This window comes from Lentzea sp. NPDC054927, from assembly GCF_053610285.1.
The window spans coordinates 88,775-107,101 of the sequence record NZ_JBSGXZ010000030.1; the positions used below are offsets into that span (position 1 = coordinate 88,775).

Consider the following 18,327-nt stretch of genomic DNA (forward strand, 5'->3'; position numbering starts at 1 on the left):
CGCTTGCGCCGGCGCTAGCTCACTCCTGCGGCGACGGGCTGGCCGATCATCGCGCGCACCGCGTCCGCGATCCGCGCCGAAGGCGAGCCCGTTCCGTAGGGCGAAGCGATCTCCCGCAACGCCGCCCGGTGGCCCTCCACGTCGTCCAGCCACGGCAGCACCGCGTCGCCCACACCAGGACCGGGAGGCACGAGCGTTCCGAACGTGCCCTCGATCTCCGGCCGTTCGGTGCTACGCCGGACCACGACCACGGGGCGCTTCAGCACGCTCACCTCCTCCTGGATGCCGCCCGAGTCCGACACGATCACGGCGGAACCGTGCGCGAGCGCCAGGAAGGTCCGGTAGGGCTGAGGTTCGATCACCTGGAGGCCGTGCAGCAGGCCCTCGAGGCCGAACGCCGAGACGCGCTGTGCGGTTCGCGGGTGCAGGGGGAGCACGACCGGGAGCGGCAACTCGCCGAGTTCGCGCAGGATCGTCGAGAGGTTTTCCGCGTGGTCGACGTTCTCCGGGCGGTGGATGGTGGCCAGCACGTAGCGGTCGCGCTTCAGGCCCAGATCGGCCAGGGCCACATCTTCCTCGTCCTGGCTGGGCAGAGCGTGCGCTAGTGCCTCTACGACGGTGTTGCCGGTGACGACGATGCGGCCGTCCGCCACGCCTTCCGCGAGAAGGTTGTGGCGGTTCAACGACGTCGGCGCGCAGCACAGGTCGGAGAGGTGGTCGATGAGCACTCGGTTGTGCTCTTCCGGCATCGCGCGGTCGTAGCTGCGCAGGCCCGCTTCCACGTGCACGAGTGGCACGTCGCAGGCGTTGGCGGCCAACGCGCCGGCGAGTGCCGAGGTCGTGTCGCCCTGCACGATCACGGCTGCCGGGCGTTCCAGAGCGAACACGCCGTCGATCGCCGAGACCGCGCGGCCTAGTTGGTCGCCGCGGCGCAGGCCGCCTAGCTGCAGTTCGTGGAAGGCGCCCGGTTCCGGCACATCACGGCGGATGAGCGAGTACATCGAGCGGTCGTAGTGCTGACCGGTGTAGATCATGGTGCACGCGCTGCCGAAGTGGTCGATCAGGGGTGCCAGCTTGATCAGCTCGGGCCTGGTGCCGCACACGATCGTCACGGTGTTCGTTTCCCGCACGGCCGCAAGGTACTTCATCGATCACGCCGCACCGGCGTCATTCACTCGAAAGCGTTGCTTGGGCTATCGCTCGAAAGTGTTGCGGTACAGGCGTGTCGTACTGTCCCGGCCATGTCCGGTCATCTGGCTCTTGCGGTGTCGACTGTCCTTTACGGGCTGGGGATAGTCGCCCAGACCGTCGCCGCGCGCAGGGCGGATCAACGTCCGGGCACCGGTGTGGGGCTGCTCGCCCGGCTGGCCTCGGATCGGTTGTACCTGCTGGGTTTCACCGGTCAGGTCGGCGGATTCCTGTTCGCGTTCCTCGCTCGCGAGTCGCTGCCGCTCTACCTGGTGCAGGCCGGGTCGTCGTGCGCGGTCGGGGTGGCGGCGGTGATCGGCGTGCTGCTGCTCGGCTGGCGGATCCGGCGGGTCGAGATCGCGGTGCTGGTGGTGATGGCGTGCGGTCTGCTGTTGCTGACGGGTGCCGCCGCGCCGTCCACGGCTCACGAACTTCCTTTGCTGCCAGCGGTGATCGTGCTCGGGCTGCTGACGCTGGCGGTGCTCCCGCTGGCGCGCGTCCTGCCCAAGGCCGCGATCCCGGTGCTGGCCGGGATCGCCTACGCCGTGGTCGCGGTGGCCGCGAGAACGGTGGCCGGCAAGCCGTTGCTGGAGCTGGTCCTGCACCCGCTGACCTGGGTGATGGTGATCGCCGCGTTCGTCGGGCAGGCGTGTCTGGCCACGGCATTGCAGCGCGGTTCGGCGACGTCCGCGGTGGCGTCGATGGACGCGACCACGGTGGTGATCAGTTCTGTTGCCGGGCTCGCGCTGATGGGCGACCAGATCGCGCCGGGACGCGAGTGGTGGGTCGGGCTGGGCGTGCTACTGGTCGTGACCGGTGTGCTGGTGCTCGGATCCGTGTCCCGGCCCGCTCCGGCGCTCGTGGGCAGTGAACGATGAAGCCCGTTGCCAGTGTGTCGCTGGACCTCGACAACCTCTGGGCATATCTCAAGACCCACGGCGATCCCCGGTGGGAACACCGGCCCAGCTTCCTGCCCTCCGCGGTGCCGAGGTTGCTGGACGTCTTCGGCGAACAGCGGTTGACCACAACGGTTTTCGTCGTCGGGGCGGATGCCGAACGGGACGACGGCGCCGCGGCCGTCGCGGCGATCACCGCCGCAGGGCACGAGGTCGCGAACCACTCGTTCCGGCATGAGCCGTGGCTGCACCGGTACTCGGACACCGAACTCGAAGCCGAGGTCGTGCGCGCGGAGGAGGCGATCGTCGCCGCCGGCGCGCCGCGTCCCGTCGGGTTCCGCGGTCCTGGTTACAGCGTGACGCCGCAGCTGCTGGACCTGTTGAGCCGGCGTGGATATCGCTACGACGCGAGTGTGCTGCCGACCTGGATCGGACCGCTGGCTCGCGCGTACCACAACCGCACCGCGGGCTCGACCGACGGCGGCAAGGACCTGTTCGGCGGCTTCGGTCGCGTGCGAGCGCCGAACACCGCGTATCGCTGGCGCGACAACGGGTTGGTCGAGCTGCCGGTGACCACGATGCCGCTGCTGAGGGTGCCGATCCACGGCGCGTACCTGTTGCAGCTGCACCAGATCTCGCCCGCGCTGGCTCGCGGGTACTTCCGCACGGCGCTGCGGTTGTGCCTGATCAGGAACGTGTCCCCGTCGCTGCTGCTGCATCCGACCGACGTGCTGTCGGCCGCCGAGGCGCCCGGCATGGAGTTCTTCCCCGGCATGGCGGTGCCCGGTCGCGAGAAGGTCGCGTTGCTGGAATGGGTGTTGTCGTTGCTGCGCAAGCACTTCGACGTGGTCGGCACCGGGGAGCACGTCGCCCGTGCCGCGCTTTCCGGCCTGCGCGAACGGGATCCGGTCGCATGTGGCTGACCTTCCTGCTGCGGGTCCTCGCCTGTGCGACGGTGGCGCTGGCCCCGCTGGAGGGTTATCTGCTGGAGGTGCACGGGCAGCTGGCCAAGGCCGTGCCCGCGGCGTTGATCGGCGTGTGGGTGATCTCGCTGGTCCGGCACCGGCGGTTGCCCGCGCCGCATCCGCTGCACCTGTTGCTGGCCTTGCTGGCGGTGGTGCTGCTGACCACCTCCGCGGTGCACGTGGCCGAGCCGTTCACCGTCGAGTACCTGGTGCGGTGGGTGCCGTTCCTGGTGATCACGGTGGTGCTGGCCGACGTGGCCGCGCGGGAGGTGCCGGTGCGGGCGCTGCTCGCCGCGTGCGTCGCCGGTGCGGTGGTGGCGGCGGGCGGTGGGTTGATCAGTCTCTTCGGCGGTGAGCTGCGCGCCACCGGGCCGCTGGAGGACCCCAACGACCTGGCGTTCTTCCTCGTGGGCGCGCTGCCGCTGCTGGTCGCGCTGCCGGCTCGGGGCCAGTCGCGGATCGTGTTGTTGTTGCTGGGCGCGGTGCTGGTGGCGGGCACGGCGGCGACCTTCTCCCGCGGCGGCGGCATCGCGCTGGCCTGCGCGCTGGTGTGGCTGATCGTGCGGCGGGCCCTGCCGGTCCGCGCGGTGGTCGTGACCGCGGCGGTGACGGGGGTGGCGGCACTGGTGTTCGCCGGGGTGGCGCAGGCCGAGCTGTCACGGGCGTTCCAGGAGAAGAGCCACATCGCCGGGACCAACGCCGACACCAGGATGCTGCGCTGGCAGGCAGCCGCGCGGATGTTGTCCGACGCGCCGGTGCTCGGCGTCGGCCCCGGCGGGTTCCGTCAGCAGTACGCGGCGGCGTCGCACAACGCGGAGATCGACGAGCAGACCCCGGTGGCGCACAACCTGTTCCTCGAAGTGGCCGCCGAACTCGGGCTGCCCGGGTTCGCGCTGCTGATCGGGTTGATCGCGATCGGTTTCGTCGCGAGCGAGCGGGCGGTGCGGATCGTGCCGGACCGGAGGGAGGCGGTGGCCGTGCAGGCGGCGCTGATCGCCGTGCTGGTCGCGTCGATCTTCCTGTCCGAGCAGTACTACCTGCCCCTGTGGTCGCTCGTCGCCATCGCGGTCGCGATCGAGGTGCGGGCCCGGAACTCGGCACGGCATTCATCGCAGAAGGAGAGTCGATGCGCGTTCTCCACGTGATCAGCGAGATGGGCGCGGGCGGTGCGGAGGCGCTCGTGGCCGGCATGGCGTCGGCGGGCTCCGACGTCGGCTGGGAGTCCGCGGTCGCGAGTGGCGGCGGCTTCCGCGCGGATGCGTTGCGCGCCAACGGTGTTCCGGTGTTCGACGTGCCTCTCGCCCGCAGGTCTCCCGCCGGCGTCCTGCGTGCGGCGTGGGCGACTCGGGTCGCGGTGCGGCGGTTCCGGCCGGACGTCGTGCTGGCGCACAACGTGTCCGCGAGCCTGGTCGCCCGGATCGCGGCTCCCCGGCGGCCTCTGGTGACGGTGTTCCACGGTGTCGCCGAGGCTGACGTACCCGGTGCCGTGCGGGTGCTGCGGCGCGTGCCTTCCTGCGTTGTCGCCGTCGCTTCGGCTTCGGCCGCACGGTTGCTCGACGCCGGACTGGACTCCGTGGTGGTGATCCCCAACGCGGTCTTCCCCACGCTGCCCCAGGTCGATCGGGCGACCGTGCGGAAGTCGCTCGGCACGCCGTTGGACGTGCCCGTCGCGCTGTGCCCGGCCCGGCTGGAACCGCAGAAGCGCCACGACGTGCTGCTGGACGCGTGGGCGCAGGTCCCAGGGAACGCAGAGCTGTGGCTGGCCGGCGACGGGAGCCTACGGGCGGAACTCGAGGGGCGGGCTGCTGACCGCGTCCGTTTCCTGGGCACCCGCACCGATGTCCGCGACCTGCTGGAAGCCGCCGACGTCACCGTCCTGACCAGCGACTGGGAGGGCATGCCGATCGCGCTGCTCGAGTCGCTGGCCGCCGACCGGCCGATCGTCGCGTCCGATGTGGACGGAGTGCGCGAGATCCTGTCCGGCGGCGGCGGAGTGCTGGTGCCACGCCGGGACCCGGCTGCGACCGCGAAGGCGTTGCGCGACCTGCTCCACTCCCCGGTCGCCCGCGCGGTAGCCACCTCGCGCGACGGCTCAGCCGACGCGCACACGTTGATGAAGTCCTACGACGAACTTCTCCGCACCGTCCTGGAGGGACGATGAAGGTTCCCAGAGCCGTTCTGGAAGGAGCGCTGGCCGCCGTCGCGGTGGGCGCGCTCGTGCTGCTGGCGGTCTCCCTGCGCGGCGGCGAGAGCGAGGGCAGGCTGGCCCTGCTCGCCACCCCGTCCACACCGGACAGCGGCCAGTTCGGCGAGGTGACCTCACTGGCCACGCCCGCCGTCGTCCAACTGGTCCGCAGCCCCTCGGTCCTCGACGCCGCGTCCCGCGCCGCAGGCACCACACCTGCCCGGCTGTCCGACGCCATCGCGGTCGAGCTGGTCCCCGCGTCCGGCGTGGCCCGCATCTCCGTGCGCGCCGACACGGCCGACCACGCGTCCGCGGCGGTCACCGCCGTGGCCAAGGCCGTGATCGACGCCGACCTGCTGGCACCCGCCGCCCGGTTCCGCCTGGTCGACCCCCAGCCCGAGACCATCTCCGTGTCACCGGACTGGCGCCTGGCCTCCGGGCTGGCGCTGGTCGCCGCCGTGATCGCCGGTGTAGCCGTCGCGGCTCTGCGGCGCCTGGCCGGCAACCCCGTCCGCGGCGTCCTGGCGACCGCGGGCATCGCCCACCCGGTCGTGGTGGCGCAGGACGACGACCCGGCCTTGCTGGATCGGCTCACGGCGTTGTGCGTGGCGGCCGCACGTCCGGTGCGGGTGCTGGCGGTCAGCCCGGAGCTGGCAGAACGCGCGGAGGAACTCGCGCGGACGTTGCCGGACAAGGCTTCCGAACCCGCGGACGGCACGGCCGTGATCGCGGTGGCGGCGAACGACCGGGGGCGGCGCAACGACCTGGCGACGGCTCTCGCGGTGCTGCCCGCGTCCTCGGTGGTCGTGGCGGTGGTGCTGGCGTGATCACCACGACCAACCGCGCGAGCCTCGCCAAGAAGGTCCTCGTCGCCCTCGTCGCCCTGGCCGGCACCGTGAGCGCCATCCGTGCGCTGAAGCCGTCCTGGGAGGCCCCGCTGCCCACCGCGGCGAACCTGCCAGAAGAGCGCATGCAGGACTTCCGCGACGCGCTGTACTTCCCCATCCGCGAGTTCCTCAACGGCGGCAACCCGTACGACCCCGCCGTGATGTTCGCGCACTGGCCGGTGCGCCAGAACTTCAACCTCTACCAGCCCTATCACCTGGTACTGCACCTGCCGTTCGCGCTGCCGGACTACCGGGTCGGGGCGGTGGCGTTCGCGCTGGCCTGCTTGATGTTGCTCATCGGTCTCGCCGTCATGGCCTCGGCTGGAGCCCGACTCCCGATGGTCGCCGGGACCGTCGTGATCAGCACGCTGCTGGTGACGAGCCAGGTCGGCAAGGCGCAGATGTACGTCGGCCAGGTCAACCCGTTGATCGCGGTCGGTGCGGCCGGGGCGTTGTTGTTGCGCACCAGGAACCCCGGCTGGGCGTCGGTGGCGCTGGCGCTGGCGTGGTTGAAGCCCCAGTTCGGGTTGCCGCTGGCGTTGCTGATGTTCGTGCGCGGGGACCGCAAGGTCGCGCTCATGGGCACCGGGATCGCCGCTGCGGCGAGTTTGCCGGTGGCCGCGCTTCTGGTCGTGCGCGGAGGTGGGATCGGAGAGTTCCTCGACGTCATCTCCCGCAACCTCGCGCACGCCAGCCACACCGGGTACGGCGCGGTCGACTCGATGACGGCGCAGCGCGTGGACCTGCCGGCGGTGTTCTTCCGCACCACCGGGTGGTTGCCCCCCGCGGCGGAGCTCCTGGCGTTGTGCGGGGTTCTGGCGGTCACCGCTGTCCTCGCCCGCCGGCTCGACCGGCACGAAGAAGGGTCCGCGGCGGCGGACGTGTTGACGTGCCTCGGGATCGTGGTCGCGCTCGTGCACCAGCCGGGCGATGTGCTGATCGCGGTTCCGGCTCTCGTGGCGCTCGCGGTCGTGTGCTGGCACAAGCGGAAGGAGAACCACTGGCGGTGGGCCGCGGTCGCGGCGCTGCTGGTCGTGGTTCCGTTCGCGCACCTGTACTTCGTTGACACAGCGGTGAAGAGCCTGCTCGGTGCACGAGCCGCGGTCACGGTGGACGGGGTGGCCGTGGTCGCGGCCTGGGTGGTGCTGGTGGTGTTCGCGGTAAAGCTCACCCGGCGCACCGCATGACCGACGTGGCGGTGCGGGGCTCGTTGTGGCTCTTCGCGGTCAACCTGGTCAGCAAGAGCAGCCAGATCGTCGTGACGCTGGCGCTCGCGCTGTTCCTCACCGAAGCCGACCTCGGTGCGGTGGCGCTGGTGGTGTCGGTCGTCAACATCGGCCAGGTCATCCAGGCGATGGGCGTCTACGACATCGTCAGCCGCACCGCACTGGACCCGGCCAGGACGGCGGGCACGGTGCTGACGATGAGCATCGCGACCGGAACAGCCATCGCCATCACGCTGATCGCCACCGCGGGCCCGATCGCGAACACCCTCGGCGCGCCCGAGGCGGACCAGATGTTGCGGCTCGCCGCGCTCACCCTGCCGTTCACAGCGGCGGGCGGGGTGCAGATGGCGTTGATGCACCGCAACCTCGACTTCCGGCGGCGCATGTTGCCGGACGCGGGCGGCATGCTGCTGGGAGCCATCACCACCGTGTCGCTCGCCGCCACCGGAACGGGCCCCACGGCACTCGTCCTGGGTCTCCTCTGCACGGCGGTGGCACAACCGATCCTCGCAGCCGTTGCGGGAGCTCGGATTCACCCCACCTGGGACAAGGAAGCCGCGGCGGAAGCGTCGCGGTGGATCGCGGTGGTCGGACCCGGTGCGCTGATCGCGGTCCTGCTGATCAACGTCGACTACCTCGCGATCGGGCACGTGCTCGGGACTGAGGCGGTCGGCGGGTACTCGCTCGCGTTCCGGATCGCCTGGGTGCCCTACATCGTGGTCGCGGTCGTGCTGGGCGGCGTGTTGTTCCCCATCTGCGCCGACCTCATCCGCAACGGCCGCCGCGACGAACTCCCGTCGCACCGCTTCACCGTGGCCACGCTGGTGATCACCGGCGGCCTGTACGTCACCGTCGCGCTGCTTTCCGACGGCATCACGATCCTCGGCGAACAGTGGGCCTCGGCCACGAAAACGCTGACCCTGCTGTGCGGCTACGGACTCGGACTGAGCCTGCTGCACGTCTGGTACCAGGTGATCAGGGCCGCCGGGCACGCCCGCCAGTACCTCGCTCTCGAAGCCGCCCACCTCGTCACGCTGCTGACGACACTGGCGTTCACCACCCGGCACGGCGCCGAAGCCGTCGCCACCACCCAGCTGGTCGTCGTGTGGCTGCTGGTCCCGGTGACCTGGCTGGTGCTGGCCCGCAACGGTCTCGCGTTCCCTCTCCCCCGGCTGGCCCGCACGGTCGCGAGCGTTGCGGCTGGAGGGCTCCTCTGCTTCGGTCTCAGCACGTTCCTGCCGAACCCCACCAGCGTCGCCGGCCTCGCCACCACTGGCCTGCTGCTGCTCGCCGCCTACTGCGCGATCGCACTGCCGGCCAACCGCACCGTCCTCATCGGACTGAAGGAGCGCGCGTGAAGATCGTCCACGTGACGCAACCGGTCGAAGCCGGAGTCGCCGTCGTGGTGCTGGAACTGGCCAAGGCCCAGCAACGACGAGGCTGGGACGTCAGCATCGCCTGCCCGCTGGGCTGGCTGACCGACCAGGCAGAACAGGCAGGGATCCCGGTCCACCCGTGGCACGCGACCCGCTCCCCCGGCCCGAAAACCGCGACCGAACTCCTGGCCCTGCGCAGGATCCTCCGAAAGCTCCGACCAGATCTCGTGCACCTGCACAGCTCCAAAGCCGGCCTGGGCAGGCTCGTCACCCGCGGCCGGACCCCGACGCTCTTCCAGCCGCACCTCTGGTCGTTCCGCATCGCCGACGGCCTGCTGAGCCGCGCCTGCCGGCGTTGGGAAGCACTGGCCTCCCGCTGGACGCACATGCTGGTGTGCGTGAGCGACGACGAACTGGCAGCAGGCCGCACCGCAGGAGTAACTGCACCAGCGGAAGTCGTCTGCAACGGCGTCGACACCCAACGGCTGTACCCGAAACCCAAAGAAGACGACACCCCCACAGCGGTGTGCGTCGGCCGGGTGGCCCACCAGAAAGGCCAGGACCTGCTGCTCCAAGCCTGGCCCCAGGTGCTCGAAAGGGTTCCGGACGCCCGGCTCCTGATCGTCGGCGACGGCCCGATGGCCGCCACGCTCAAAGCCACCAACCACCCACAGGTGCACTGGCACGGACACAGCGACCAGGTGGCCGACTTCTACGAACGAGCAGACGTCGTGGTCCTGCCCTCACGCGCCGAGGGCATGGCATTGGTGCCACTCGAAGCCATGGCCTGCGGACGCTCGGTCGTCGCGTTCGACGTGGAAGGCGTCGAGCAAAGCCTCGGGGACGCGGGCGAGGTGGTCCCCAAGAACGACACGAAAGCCCTGGCGCAAGCGATTGCGATCAGGCTCGCGGATCCCGAACTCGCGACAGCGGAAGGCAAACGCGGGCGCATGAGGGCCGAGACCCTGTTCGACCGCGACCGCATGACCAGCCAGATCGTGACGCTCACCGAAAAGCTGGTCTCCACGGAAGGACGACGATGACACGGATCGCCTACCTGCTCACCCAGGACAGCGGCGGGCCGGTGGACGTCACGGTGCGCCTGGCCGCCGCGCTCGCCAAGTCCGGCGACGCCGAAGTGCGCGTGTTCGGCCCGCGGCCCCGGCGCGGAGCGGAGCTGATCGACCCGTACCTGGAGGAGATCCTCGTCCCCCGCAAGGGAGACATGCGCGCCGCGCGACAGGCACGCGCGGCGCTCAAAGCGTGGCGGCCGGACGTCGTGCACGCCCAGGACCGCCGGGCCGGCCTGGTGAGCGCGGCGCTCGCCACCACCGGCACGAAGATCGCGCACACCTACCACGGCGTGCCGGACGACGTGGGCGAGCAGTGGTTCCGCAACGTGCGCGGCGCTGAACCGCCGCCCGCCTACACAAGGGCCGTGCTCGCCGCCGACGCCGCCGTCGCCCGCGTCGTGCACCGGACCGTGGTGCCCGCCAGGGAGATGGGCCGGTTCCTGCGCGAACGGCTGTACGTGCCGCCCCACCGCATGACCCACATCGACAACTGCGTCGACGTCGGCGCCGCGAGCCCACCCGCCGGTCCGGTGCGCAAGCTGGTGTTCGTGGGCCTGCTCGTCGAACGCAAGGGCTTGCTGACCCTGCTGGACGCACTGGAGACCACGATGCCGCAGGACGCGACGCTCACCGTCGTCGGCGACGGTCCACAGAGGACGCAAGCGGAGGGCCGGGCGGTCCGCCGGGGCCTCGCGAGCCGGGTAAATTTCGCCGGCTTCCGCACCGACGTCCCGGAACTGCTGCTGGAACACGACGCGCTGGTGCTGCCGTCCACAATGGAACAACAGCCGCTCGTGGTCGCGGAGGCCATGGCAGCGGGCAAACCCGTGGTGGCGACCGACACCGGCGGGGTGGCCGACATGCTGGGCGTTCCCGGCACCGACTGCCCGCGCCCCGGCGACGTGGCCGCGCTCGCCGCGAAGCTGCGCGAACTGTTCGCCGACCCCGACCCCGCCGGCACAGGCGAGAAGCTGGCGATGCGGGCCCGCGAGCGGTTCACGGCAGAGGTGTGCGCGCGGCGTCACCTCGACCTGTACCGCAAGCTCACCGCCGCTGTGAACTGACCAGCACCGCGGCGTCCGCGGCCGGCAGGTTCAGCTCCGCGGGAGCCGCCTCGCCCTGCATCGTGAACAGGCCCGCCGGAGGAGTCAGCCGCACGGCCTCCTTCGTCGGGTTCACGGCCACCCAGCCGCCGGTGTAGAGCCGCGTCCACACGCCGGACGGCATGCGGTTCGCCGTCTCGCGGGCCTCGCCGAGCCGCGCGTCCTGGTACAGCGACCAGTACGGGCTCTTGTAGTCGGGGTTCGCCCTGGTCCAGCACGTGTGCGGGCTCGCGAGGAGCGCGGCGGACGCGTACCCGACGCGTTCCTCCTGGTCCGACTTCGTGTGCGTGATCAGCAGCAGCCAGGACTCGCCGAGCGCGGCCTGGGCGCGCTGCTCCTTGAACTGGTTGCCGTTGAACGTGATCAGCTCGCCGGCGCCGTCGTCGCCGCGCAGGCCGAAGTTCTCCTCCATCGCGCCCGCGTACCGGGAGTGCGCCGACCACCGGCCCGGCGTCAGCTGCGACTCCGACACGTTGGGCACCAGCATCTTCCCGGACTTCTCCAGGGCGTCACCGGCCAGTTCGAGCAAGCCGTCGAGGCCCTCGCGCAGCAACCGGTCGGTCGCCGCGGCGTCGGCGGTGCCCTTGAGCAGGGCCTGCGAGTAGTACTTCAGCGAGCTGAAGTCGTTGTCCGCCAACACGCCGTCCCAGCCCTCGCGGACCACCTCGCCGACGACCGCGTCCGTCCACGCCTGCTGGTAGGTCTTGTCCCACACGGCCATCTGCCAGTGCTTCGGGTAGCCGGTCCACTCGATGCGCTTCGCGGCGGTGTCCTGGGCGAACCACTCGGGGTGCGCCTGCTCGGTCGCGAAGAACCCGACCCCGGTGGGCAGGTACTTGGCGTCACGACCACCCTCGATGGCGCCCGAGTAGTTCCGGGCACTGGAGAAGTCCTTGTACACCAGGACCTTCACGTTCCGGTTCAGCTCGTGGATCTTGCGCATGGCCGCGGTCTCCCACGCGTTGAGCACCACGACGTCGTAGTGCTCGGCGGCGGACCTGATCTCCCACTGCGCGGGCGAGTCGCCGATGCCGTACCACCAGGCGCACGGCGCGAGAGGTCTCGGCGCGGGCCCGTTGATGATCGGTTCGGTGGCCGCGCTGACCGTGCAGGCGGCGCTCGTGACGAGCACGAGAACAACACCGGTGAATCGACGGATCAACGATTTCTGCGGCAACACAACTCACCCGCTGTCATCAGTAGAATCCTCAGGTCAAGCCACAACGACCAATTCGCGATGTAGTAGTTGTCATATCGAGACCTGTCTGCGATTGAGGTGTCACCGCGCAACCCGTGCACCTGAGCGAGCCCCGTCAGGCCGGTCGGAACGCGATGGCGAGCCCAATATAGCTCGTGAATGGCCGAAAACTCGCGAACGAAACCCGGACGCTCCGGCCGGGGCCCGACCACGCACATGTCGCCGCGCAGGACGTTCCACAACTGGGGCAGCTCGTCCAATGACGTCCTGCGCAGGAATCGCCCGACCGGGCCGACCCTGGAATCACCCTCGACCGACCACTTCACCTGCGAGTCGTCCTCACCCGACTGCCGCACGCTGCGGATCTTGAACAGGACGAACGTGCGGCCGTTCATGCCGACGCGGACCTGCCGGAAGAAGAGCGGCCGGCCGCTCTCGACCAGCACGGCGAGCGCGCACAGGCCGATGACCGGCGACAACACGACCAGGGCGATCGCGGCGAGCAGCAGGTCTGCCGCGCGCTTGATCCACCAGGTGGGCCTGCTGGTCGGCGCGGTGCCCAGGCGCATCAGCGGGTAGCTGCGCAGCCGTTCGATGCCGGGACCGTCGGGGTGCAGCTCGTACATGCGGGGCACGACGAGGGTCGAGCAGCCCAGCCGGTGGGCGGTGATGGCCGCGTCGACCAGCGGTGAGTCGCGGGTGTGCGAGAACGCGAGGACGACGGTGCCCGCCCGCAGCCGGATGATCGCGTCGGCCAGGTCGCCGTCGATGACCTCCAGACCGGGCGCGTGCCGGTCGGGATCGGGGCCGGAGTCGGCGAACGCGACGGGCCGCAGCCCGAACTGGGGGTGCTCCAGCATCGTCCTGGCGAGGTTCACGCCGACCTCGCCGGCACCCACGATGATCGTGCGGTCGCAGCGGTCGAAACGCCGCCGGCACCACCGGCCGAAGGCGAACACGCACCACCTGATCGGCTCGATGACCAGCGCGAACGCGATCATCGCCCACTGCACGGCGACGACGTCCCGCGCGGGCGCGCCGCTGATCAGGCCGATGCCGGTGAGCAGCGCGAAGGCCAGCGCCGTGCTCGCCGCGGACCGGGGCAGGTCCTGCAGCCACGACAGCCACAGGCGCCGGCGGTAGACCCGCCAGGCCGCCCTGATCGTGAGCACCGTCACCGCGATCGCCGCGCTCCACGCCCACCCGATCCGGCGGTCCAGGCACACCGCGGCCAGCGTGCCGCTGTCGACGAGGACGAGCAGCACCGCGACCGCGTTCACCCGGCTGAGCAGGTCTCTGGCCCGGCGGCGCTCCGGCCTGCCGCGGCGCAGCGGTGGTCGCCGGCGGCCGGCCTCCTGCGCGTCGTCCGCCTGCAGTGGTGCGGTCTGAACGGCCACCGCCGAGAATCGCCTCATTAGAAGATCATCCGATCGAAGGAGTTTTGGCTGCGGAACTACTCGAAAGAGTGAACTTGAGATGTGAAGTCACCGTTTCAGGTATCAAGATTCCCCCTTTGGTGTTCCAGACGAACGCGGTTGGTGAGGTTTCGACGTTGTTCTCGCCCTGAACTCGACAGGGCCGCCTCAAAGCTTTATCACGCCGTGTCAATAATTCCCCCCACCAACCGTGAGCCACCGAAGTGGGGGGTATTGAGTGAGAGTCGACGAACACGGCATCCGGCATTCGGCGGGGGCCACGACCGCGGCCGTGCAGAACGAAATCCGCACGTGCGGCGACATCCACGTCGTCCTCCCCGCCTACAACGAGGCGGCGGCGCTCCCGCCGTTGCTGCGGCGCATCGCCGACGTCGAGATCGCCGACCGGATCACGGTCTGGGTGATCGACGACGGCTCGTCCGACGGCACCGGCGACTGCGCGGCCGGGGTCCGCGGCCTCGACGTCCGGCTGGTGCGCCACCCGGTGAACCTCGGGCTCGGCCAGGCCGTCCAGTCAGGACTGCGGGCGGTGCTCGCCGAGGCCGAGGACGACCACGTCGCGATCGTCATGGACGCCGACGACACGCACGACCCCGGCGTGATTCCCGCGCTGCTCAAGGAGATCTCGAACGGCGCGGACGTCGTGATCTGCTCCCGGTTCGTCGAGGGCGGCGACGACTCGACGGCGCCGCGCTGGCGCCGGGTGCTGTCCCGCGGCGCGACGTTCGTGTTCAGCAAGATCGTGCGGTTCGAGGGCATCCAGGACTTCACCAGCGGGTTCCGCGCCTACCGGGTGAGCCTGCTGAACCGGGCCACCGCGCACTGGGGCGAGCGACTGGTCGAGGAACGCGGGTTCGCCTGCATGGTCGAACTGCTGATGAAGCTCCGGCACTGCGCGCCCGTGGTCACCGAGATCCCGCTGAAGCTGCGCTACGACCGCAAGCCCAGCCCCAGCAAGCTCCGGCTCGGCCGCACCCTCGTGCAGTACCTGCTCCTGCTCACGCGTGACCGGCTCGCGCCCGTCCCGTTCCGGAAGCTCTGATGGCGCCCCGCGTCCCCGCCCTCGTGGTGGTCATCGGCGGCGGCATCTGCGGCCTCGCGACCGCGCACCGGCTCGTCCGCGACGGCGTGGCCGTGACGCTGCTCGAGGCCAGTGACCAACTCGGCGGCCTCGGCACGTTCTTCTCCTCGCAGGGCCGCTCGGTGGAACGCTTCTACCACTGCGTGATGCCGACCGACTCGGCTCTGCTCGCCCTGCTGGACGAGGTCGGCGTGCGCGAGAGCGTCGGCTGGCGGCCCACGAAGATGGGCATGATCGTCGACGGCGTCCACCGCCCGTTCAACTCCGCGCTGGACCTGCTGCGGTTCCGGCCGCTGAGCCTCGTCGACCGGATCCGGTTCGGCGTGATCTCGGTGCTGCTGCGCAGGCTCGGCAAGGGCAAGGACCTCGACCTGATCCGCACCGAGGACTGGTTGCGCGGCCTGTACGGCGACAAGGTCTGGAGCCTGCTGCTCGCCCCGATGTTCGGCGCCAAGTTCGGCTCGGCGTTCGGTGACGTGCCCGCCCTGTACCTCTGGGAGCGGCTCGGCCGGGAGAGCAACAAGTCCGTCCGCGGGTACCCCGGCGGTGGCTACAAGAGCGTGATCGACGCCCTGCGCGCGTCCATCGAGGCGGGCGGCGGTGAGGTGCGGACCTCCACCCCCGTGCGGCTGCTGGAGGCCGGACCGGACCGGGCCCTCGTGACGTTGTCCGACGGCGAGACGATCGAGGCGGACCACGTGGTCTCCACGGTCCCGCTGCCCGCGTTGCGGGGCATCGCGGACGCCGACCTGACCCCACGGCTGCCCGACGTGCGGCTGCCGTACCAGGGTGTCGTCAACGCGTTGTTCTTCCTGCGCAAGCCGTTGACGGGCCACTACTGGGCGCCGGTGCTGCGGTCGGGCACCGAGTTCGACGGCGTGATCGAGATGTCCGCGCTCACCGGCACCGAGCAGTACGGCGGCCGGCACCTCGTGTACGTCATGCACTACACCGATCGCGAGTCCCCGCTGTTCCGCGAGGACGACAGCGCGATCGCCGCCAGGTGGACCGAGCAGCTGCTGAGCCTCCACAAGGGACTCCTCCAGGACGACGTCGACGAGGTCCGCGTCTTCAAGGCGCCGTTCGTGGAACCGGTGTACCCGCTCGGCTACCTGACCCAGCGGCCCGCCGTGGAGGTGCCCGGCAGCCGGCTGCTGCTCGCCACCACGGCCCACGTCTACCCGAACGTCACGAGCTGGAACTCGAGCGTCGAGCTCGCGAACTCCGTGACGGACCGCCTCCTGCACGACATCAGGAGGTCATCGACCCAGGAGCACACGGCATGGTCAGCAGAATCGGCGCGGTGATCGCAGCTCTGGCGGTCACCGCGGTCAACCTCGTTTCCTCCCAACACGTCCAGGCCGACCAGACACCGCTGCTGCCCGACCTGAGGCAGGCGCCCGTCGGGTGTCCCGGCGGTTTCTCCGGCAATCCGCTCACGTGCCGCGACTGGGACGTGTGCGTGGTGCGCGACAGCTCGCAGACCCGAGGCGGCTGCATCCACTCCGGTGGCCCGATCAGCTCGGTCCGTCTGCGGTTCACCACCTCGATCGACAACATCGGCGACGGCCCGTTGTTGCTGCACGCCCGCCGGTCCGGCCAGGGCGAGGCGACGATGAAGGTTCGCCAGGCCGTGCAGTCCAGTGTGGACGGATCGATCCCGCGCTCGTTCGACACGGCGCAGCGCGACACCCCGGCCGGCGCCTATTACGAGCCCGCCGAGACGCACGAGCACTGGCACCTGCTCGGGTTCGAGTACTTCCAGTTGCGCAAGCCCGACGGCGAAACCGTGGTGACGGACCGGAAGAACGGCTTCTGCCTCGGCGACCGGTACACCCTGGACGACGAGCTGGACCGCCGGCCCGACGACCCGGCGAGCCCGGCAGGCCTGCTCGCGAAGAGCCTGGACGGTCACATGTGCGAGCACCACAACCCGGCCGCGCTGGACGTGATGTTCGGAATCTCCGTCGGTTCCGGCGACGACTACCGGCACGAGGTCGACTTCCAGTGGCTTGATCTCACCCACGTGCCGTCCGGCGTGTACGACGTCGTCAACATCGTGAACTCCGACCGCATGTTGCTGGAGAAGAACTACGACAACAACGCGTCGTCGATCGCAATCCACCTGCAGTGGCCGCGCGGCGCGGTCGAGGCGCCTTCTCCGATCGAGGCCCCGCCGGCCGTGCGGCTGATCCGCAGCTGTCCCGGCAAGGCCCGGTGCGCCGAGTCGCTGGGCTGAGAAGTCTCCGAACCAATTCAGGGTGTCCGCCACGGCGGGCACCCTGTTTGCATTTGTACCGAGACAAACGATCGGGAAACCTGCTTTACCACAGCGCCTGCTAAGCGCACAATCCTCACTCTTTGAAACCGAAAGCGATCTCGCATAGCACGCGTGCGGGCAATCGCGCAATTCCACTCGTCCGCATCAAGCACTCTGGCAAGTCAATAGGCCGAGCGGTGCAATCTCGATCACAGTGCGAGAGTGTCGCACGCAACCCCACTGGCTCTTGACCAGGCCAGGTACCCAGTTGAGAGAATTCACGACGCGATTCCACCTCAACAGGACAGGGATCAACCTGTTTCCCCGGCCAAACAGGAGAGCCCCATCTTGAGCGCGGCAAAGGTCTCACTACGCGATTTCGCCGTTGGTCAACTGCACAACCTGTTGCGCGCTGTCGGATTGGCAAAGTCGGCAGACAGGTCGACAGAACTGCTGGGTGAGGCATTAGGACCCGGCTGTTTGCTCCCGCTTTCCGCAGTTCCCCATTGGCCGTCGAATGTGGCGGACGATCACACGCCTGTTGAATTCTCGGTGGCTTTGGCCCAAAACGAACCGCCGGCCGTTCGCATGATCGTCGAGTCCATCGCGGAACAGCCGGACCGGCGGACGAACCTCGCCGCGGCGCTCGGGGTGCTCGACCGGCTCGCCGAGCGGCACCAGCTGGACCTCCGCCGGCTCGACGTGGTGCGCGACCTGTTCCTGCCCGCGGATCCCCAGGGCGACTTCGCGTTCTGGTACTCGCTGATCGTCCAGCCGGACGTGGCGCCCGCGATCAAGGTCTACCTGAACCCCGAGGTGCGCGGCCGGGAGAGCGCGACCGCACTCGTCCGCGAGGCCCTGGACCGGCTCGGCCTCGGCGCGACCTACCCGACGGTGGCCGAGCACGCGTTGCGGCGCGAGGGGCTCGACCGGTTCTCCTTCTTCGCTCTCGACCTCATGGACGAGAAGCGGGCCAGGGTGAAGACCTACGTGTCGCACGACGACGCCGAGCTCACGGACGTGGTGCGGGCCGCCTCCGCGGTGCCCGACGTGGATCTGGGCCTGCTCTCCGACGTCGTCAAGCTGGCGGGCGGTGGCACCGGGCCGTTCACCCGGCGCCCGTTGATGTCCAGCTACAACTTCATGGCAGGCGACACCGACCGGCCGAGCGGCTACTCGATCTACATCCCCGTCCGGGACTACGTGCAGGACGACCTGGAAGCCTGTGAGAGGGTTCTCATGATCATGACCCGGTGCGGTCTCGACACGGCGCCGTTCGTGCTGGCGCTGGCGAGCATCGTCCGCAGGCCGCTCGGCGAGGGCGTCGGTCTGATCGCCCACGTCTCGCTGCGGCTGGGCAAACCTCGACCTGGAGTGACGGTGTACCTGTCGTCGGAGGCGTACGACGTCACCCCACCACGCACGAAGGCCATGTCGAGTTAGAGAGGTTGTG

At 69.9% G+C, this 18,327-nt stretch carries 16 protein-coding genes; 13 read left to right on the top strand and 3 right to left on the bottom strand.

Translation table 11 applies throughout. From position 1 onward, the window contains the following. Nucleotides 1–14 precede the first annotated feature (14 nt). A complete protein-coding gene (gene wecB / locus ACWGE0_RS31280) occupies nt 15–1,130 on the bottom strand; it encodes a non-hydrolyzing UDP-N-acetylglucosamine 2-epimerase (protein ID WP_452264499.1) in 1,116 nt (371 codons plus the stop codon). 111 nt (nt 1,131–1,241) lie between these two features. Between wecB and ACWGE0_RS31285 the strand changes: the two genes are divergently transcribed. From ACWGE0_RS31285 to ACWGE0_RS31325, 9 genes are read left to right on the top strand one after another with little or no spacing between them, the layout of a single operon-like run. Further along, nucleotides 1,242–2,066 (top strand): hypothetical protein, encoded by an 825-nt coding sequence (locus ACWGE0_RS31285; RefSeq protein WP_452264500.1) that lies wholly within the window; start codon nt 1,242–1,244, stop codon nt 2,064–2,066. Further along, on the top strand, nt 2,063–3,007 hold the full coding sequence (locus ACWGE0_RS31290; RefSeq protein WP_452264501.1) for a polysaccharide deacetylase family protein: 945 nt from the start codon (nt 2,063–2,065) through the stop codon (nt 3,005–3,007). The genes ACWGE0_RS31285 and ACWGE0_RS31290 overlap by 4 nt, the downstream gene beginning before the upstream one ends. Beyond that, the gene (locus tag ACWGE0_RS31295; RefSeq protein WP_452264502.1) at nt 2,998–4,194 is read left to right on the top strand and encodes an O-antigen ligase family protein; all 1,197 of its coding nucleotides are present in this window, start codon (nt 2,998–3,000) and stop codon (nt 4,192–4,194) included. The genes ACWGE0_RS31290 and ACWGE0_RS31295 overlap by 10 nt, the downstream gene beginning before the upstream one ends. After that, nucleotides 4,176–5,210, top strand: a complete 1,035-nt coding sequence (locus ACWGE0_RS31300; protein ID WP_452264503.1) for a glycosyltransferase — start codon at nt 4,176–4,178, stop codon at nt 5,208–5,210. Before ACWGE0_RS31295 ends, ACWGE0_RS31300 begins: the two co-directional genes overlap by 19 nt. Beyond that, on the top strand, nt 5,207–6,061 hold the full coding sequence (locus tag ACWGE0_RS31305) for a hypothetical protein (protein WP_452264504.1): 855 nt from the start codon (nt 5,207–5,209) through the stop codon (nt 6,059–6,061). Before ACWGE0_RS31300 ends, ACWGE0_RS31305 begins: the two co-directional genes overlap by 4 nt. Then, nucleotides 6,058–7,308, top strand: coding sequence for a glycosyltransferase family 87 protein (locus ACWGE0_RS31310; protein WP_452264505.1), 1,251 nt, complete (start codon nt 6,058–6,060; stop codon nt 7,306–7,308). Before ACWGE0_RS31305 ends, ACWGE0_RS31310 begins: the two co-directional genes overlap by 4 nt. After that, entirely contained in the window at nt 7,305–8,705 is a 1,401-nt protein-coding gene (locus ACWGE0_RS31315) for an oligosaccharide flippase family protein (RefSeq protein WP_452264506.1), read from the top strand. Before ACWGE0_RS31310 ends, ACWGE0_RS31315 begins: the two co-directional genes overlap by 4 nt. Continuing rightward, nucleotides 8,702–9,766 carry a glycosyltransferase family 4 protein gene (locus ACWGE0_RS31320; RefSeq protein WP_452264507.1) on the top strand — a complete coding sequence of 355 codons (1,065 nt, stop codon included), beginning with the start codon at nt 8,702–8,704 and terminating at the stop codon, nt 9,764–9,766. Before ACWGE0_RS31315 ends, ACWGE0_RS31320 begins: the two co-directional genes overlap by 4 nt. Next, nucleotides 9,763–10,860, top strand: coding sequence for a glycosyltransferase family 4 protein (locus ACWGE0_RS31325; RefSeq protein WP_452264508.1), 1,098 nt, complete (start codon nt 9,763–9,765; stop codon nt 10,858–10,860). Before ACWGE0_RS31320 ends, ACWGE0_RS31325 begins: the two co-directional genes overlap by 4 nt. On the opposite strand, the gene ACWGE0_RS31330 is transcribed toward ACWGE0_RS31325, so the two are convergent. Continuing rightward, nucleotides 10,841–12,031 carry a putative glycoside hydrolase family 15 protein gene (locus ACWGE0_RS31330; RefSeq protein WP_452264509.1) on the bottom strand — a complete coding sequence of 397 codons (1,191 nt, stop codon included), beginning with the start codon at nt 12,029–12,031 and terminating at the stop codon, nt 10,841–10,843. The genes ACWGE0_RS31325 and ACWGE0_RS31330 overlap by 20 nt on opposite strands. A 26-nt stretch (nt 12,032–12,057) precedes the next feature. Beyond that, nucleotides 12,058–13,512, bottom strand: coding sequence for a sugar transferase (locus ACWGE0_RS31335; RefSeq protein WP_452264510.1), 1,455 nt, complete (start codon nt 13,510–13,512; stop codon nt 12,058–12,060). A gap of 238 nt (nt 13,513–13,750) precedes the next feature. On the opposite strand from ACWGE0_RS31335, the gene ACWGE0_RS31340 reads away from it, so the two are divergent. From ACWGE0_RS31340 to ACWGE0_RS31355, 4 genes are all read left to right on the top strand, one after another. Next, the gene (locus tag ACWGE0_RS31340) at nt 13,751–14,575 is read left to right on the top strand and encodes a glycosyltransferase (protein WP_452264511.1); all 825 of its coding nucleotides are present in this window, start codon (nt 13,751–13,753) and stop codon (nt 14,573–14,575) included. After that, nucleotides 14,575–15,921: an NAD(P)/FAD-dependent oxidoreductase gene (locus tag ACWGE0_RS31345; protein WP_452264512.1), complete on the top strand. Its 1,347-nt coding sequence runs from the start codon at nt 14,575–14,577 to the stop codon at nt 15,919–15,921. Before ACWGE0_RS31340 ends, ACWGE0_RS31345 begins: the two co-directional genes overlap by 1 nt. Next, nucleotides 15,897–16,853, top strand: a complete 957-nt coding sequence (locus tag ACWGE0_RS31350; protein ID WP_452264513.1) for a lysyl oxidase family protein — start codon at nt 15,897–15,899, stop codon at nt 16,851–16,853. Before ACWGE0_RS31345 ends, ACWGE0_RS31350 begins: the two co-directional genes overlap by 25 nt. 243 nt (nt 16,854–17,096) lie before the next feature. Next, nucleotides 17,097–18,317: a tryptophan dimethylallyltransferase family protein gene (locus ACWGE0_RS31355; RefSeq protein WP_452264514.1), complete on the top strand. Its 1,221-nt coding sequence runs from the start codon at nt 17,097–17,099 to the stop codon at nt 18,315–18,317. The last annotated feature ends 10 nt before the right edge of the window (nt 18,318–18,327 follow it).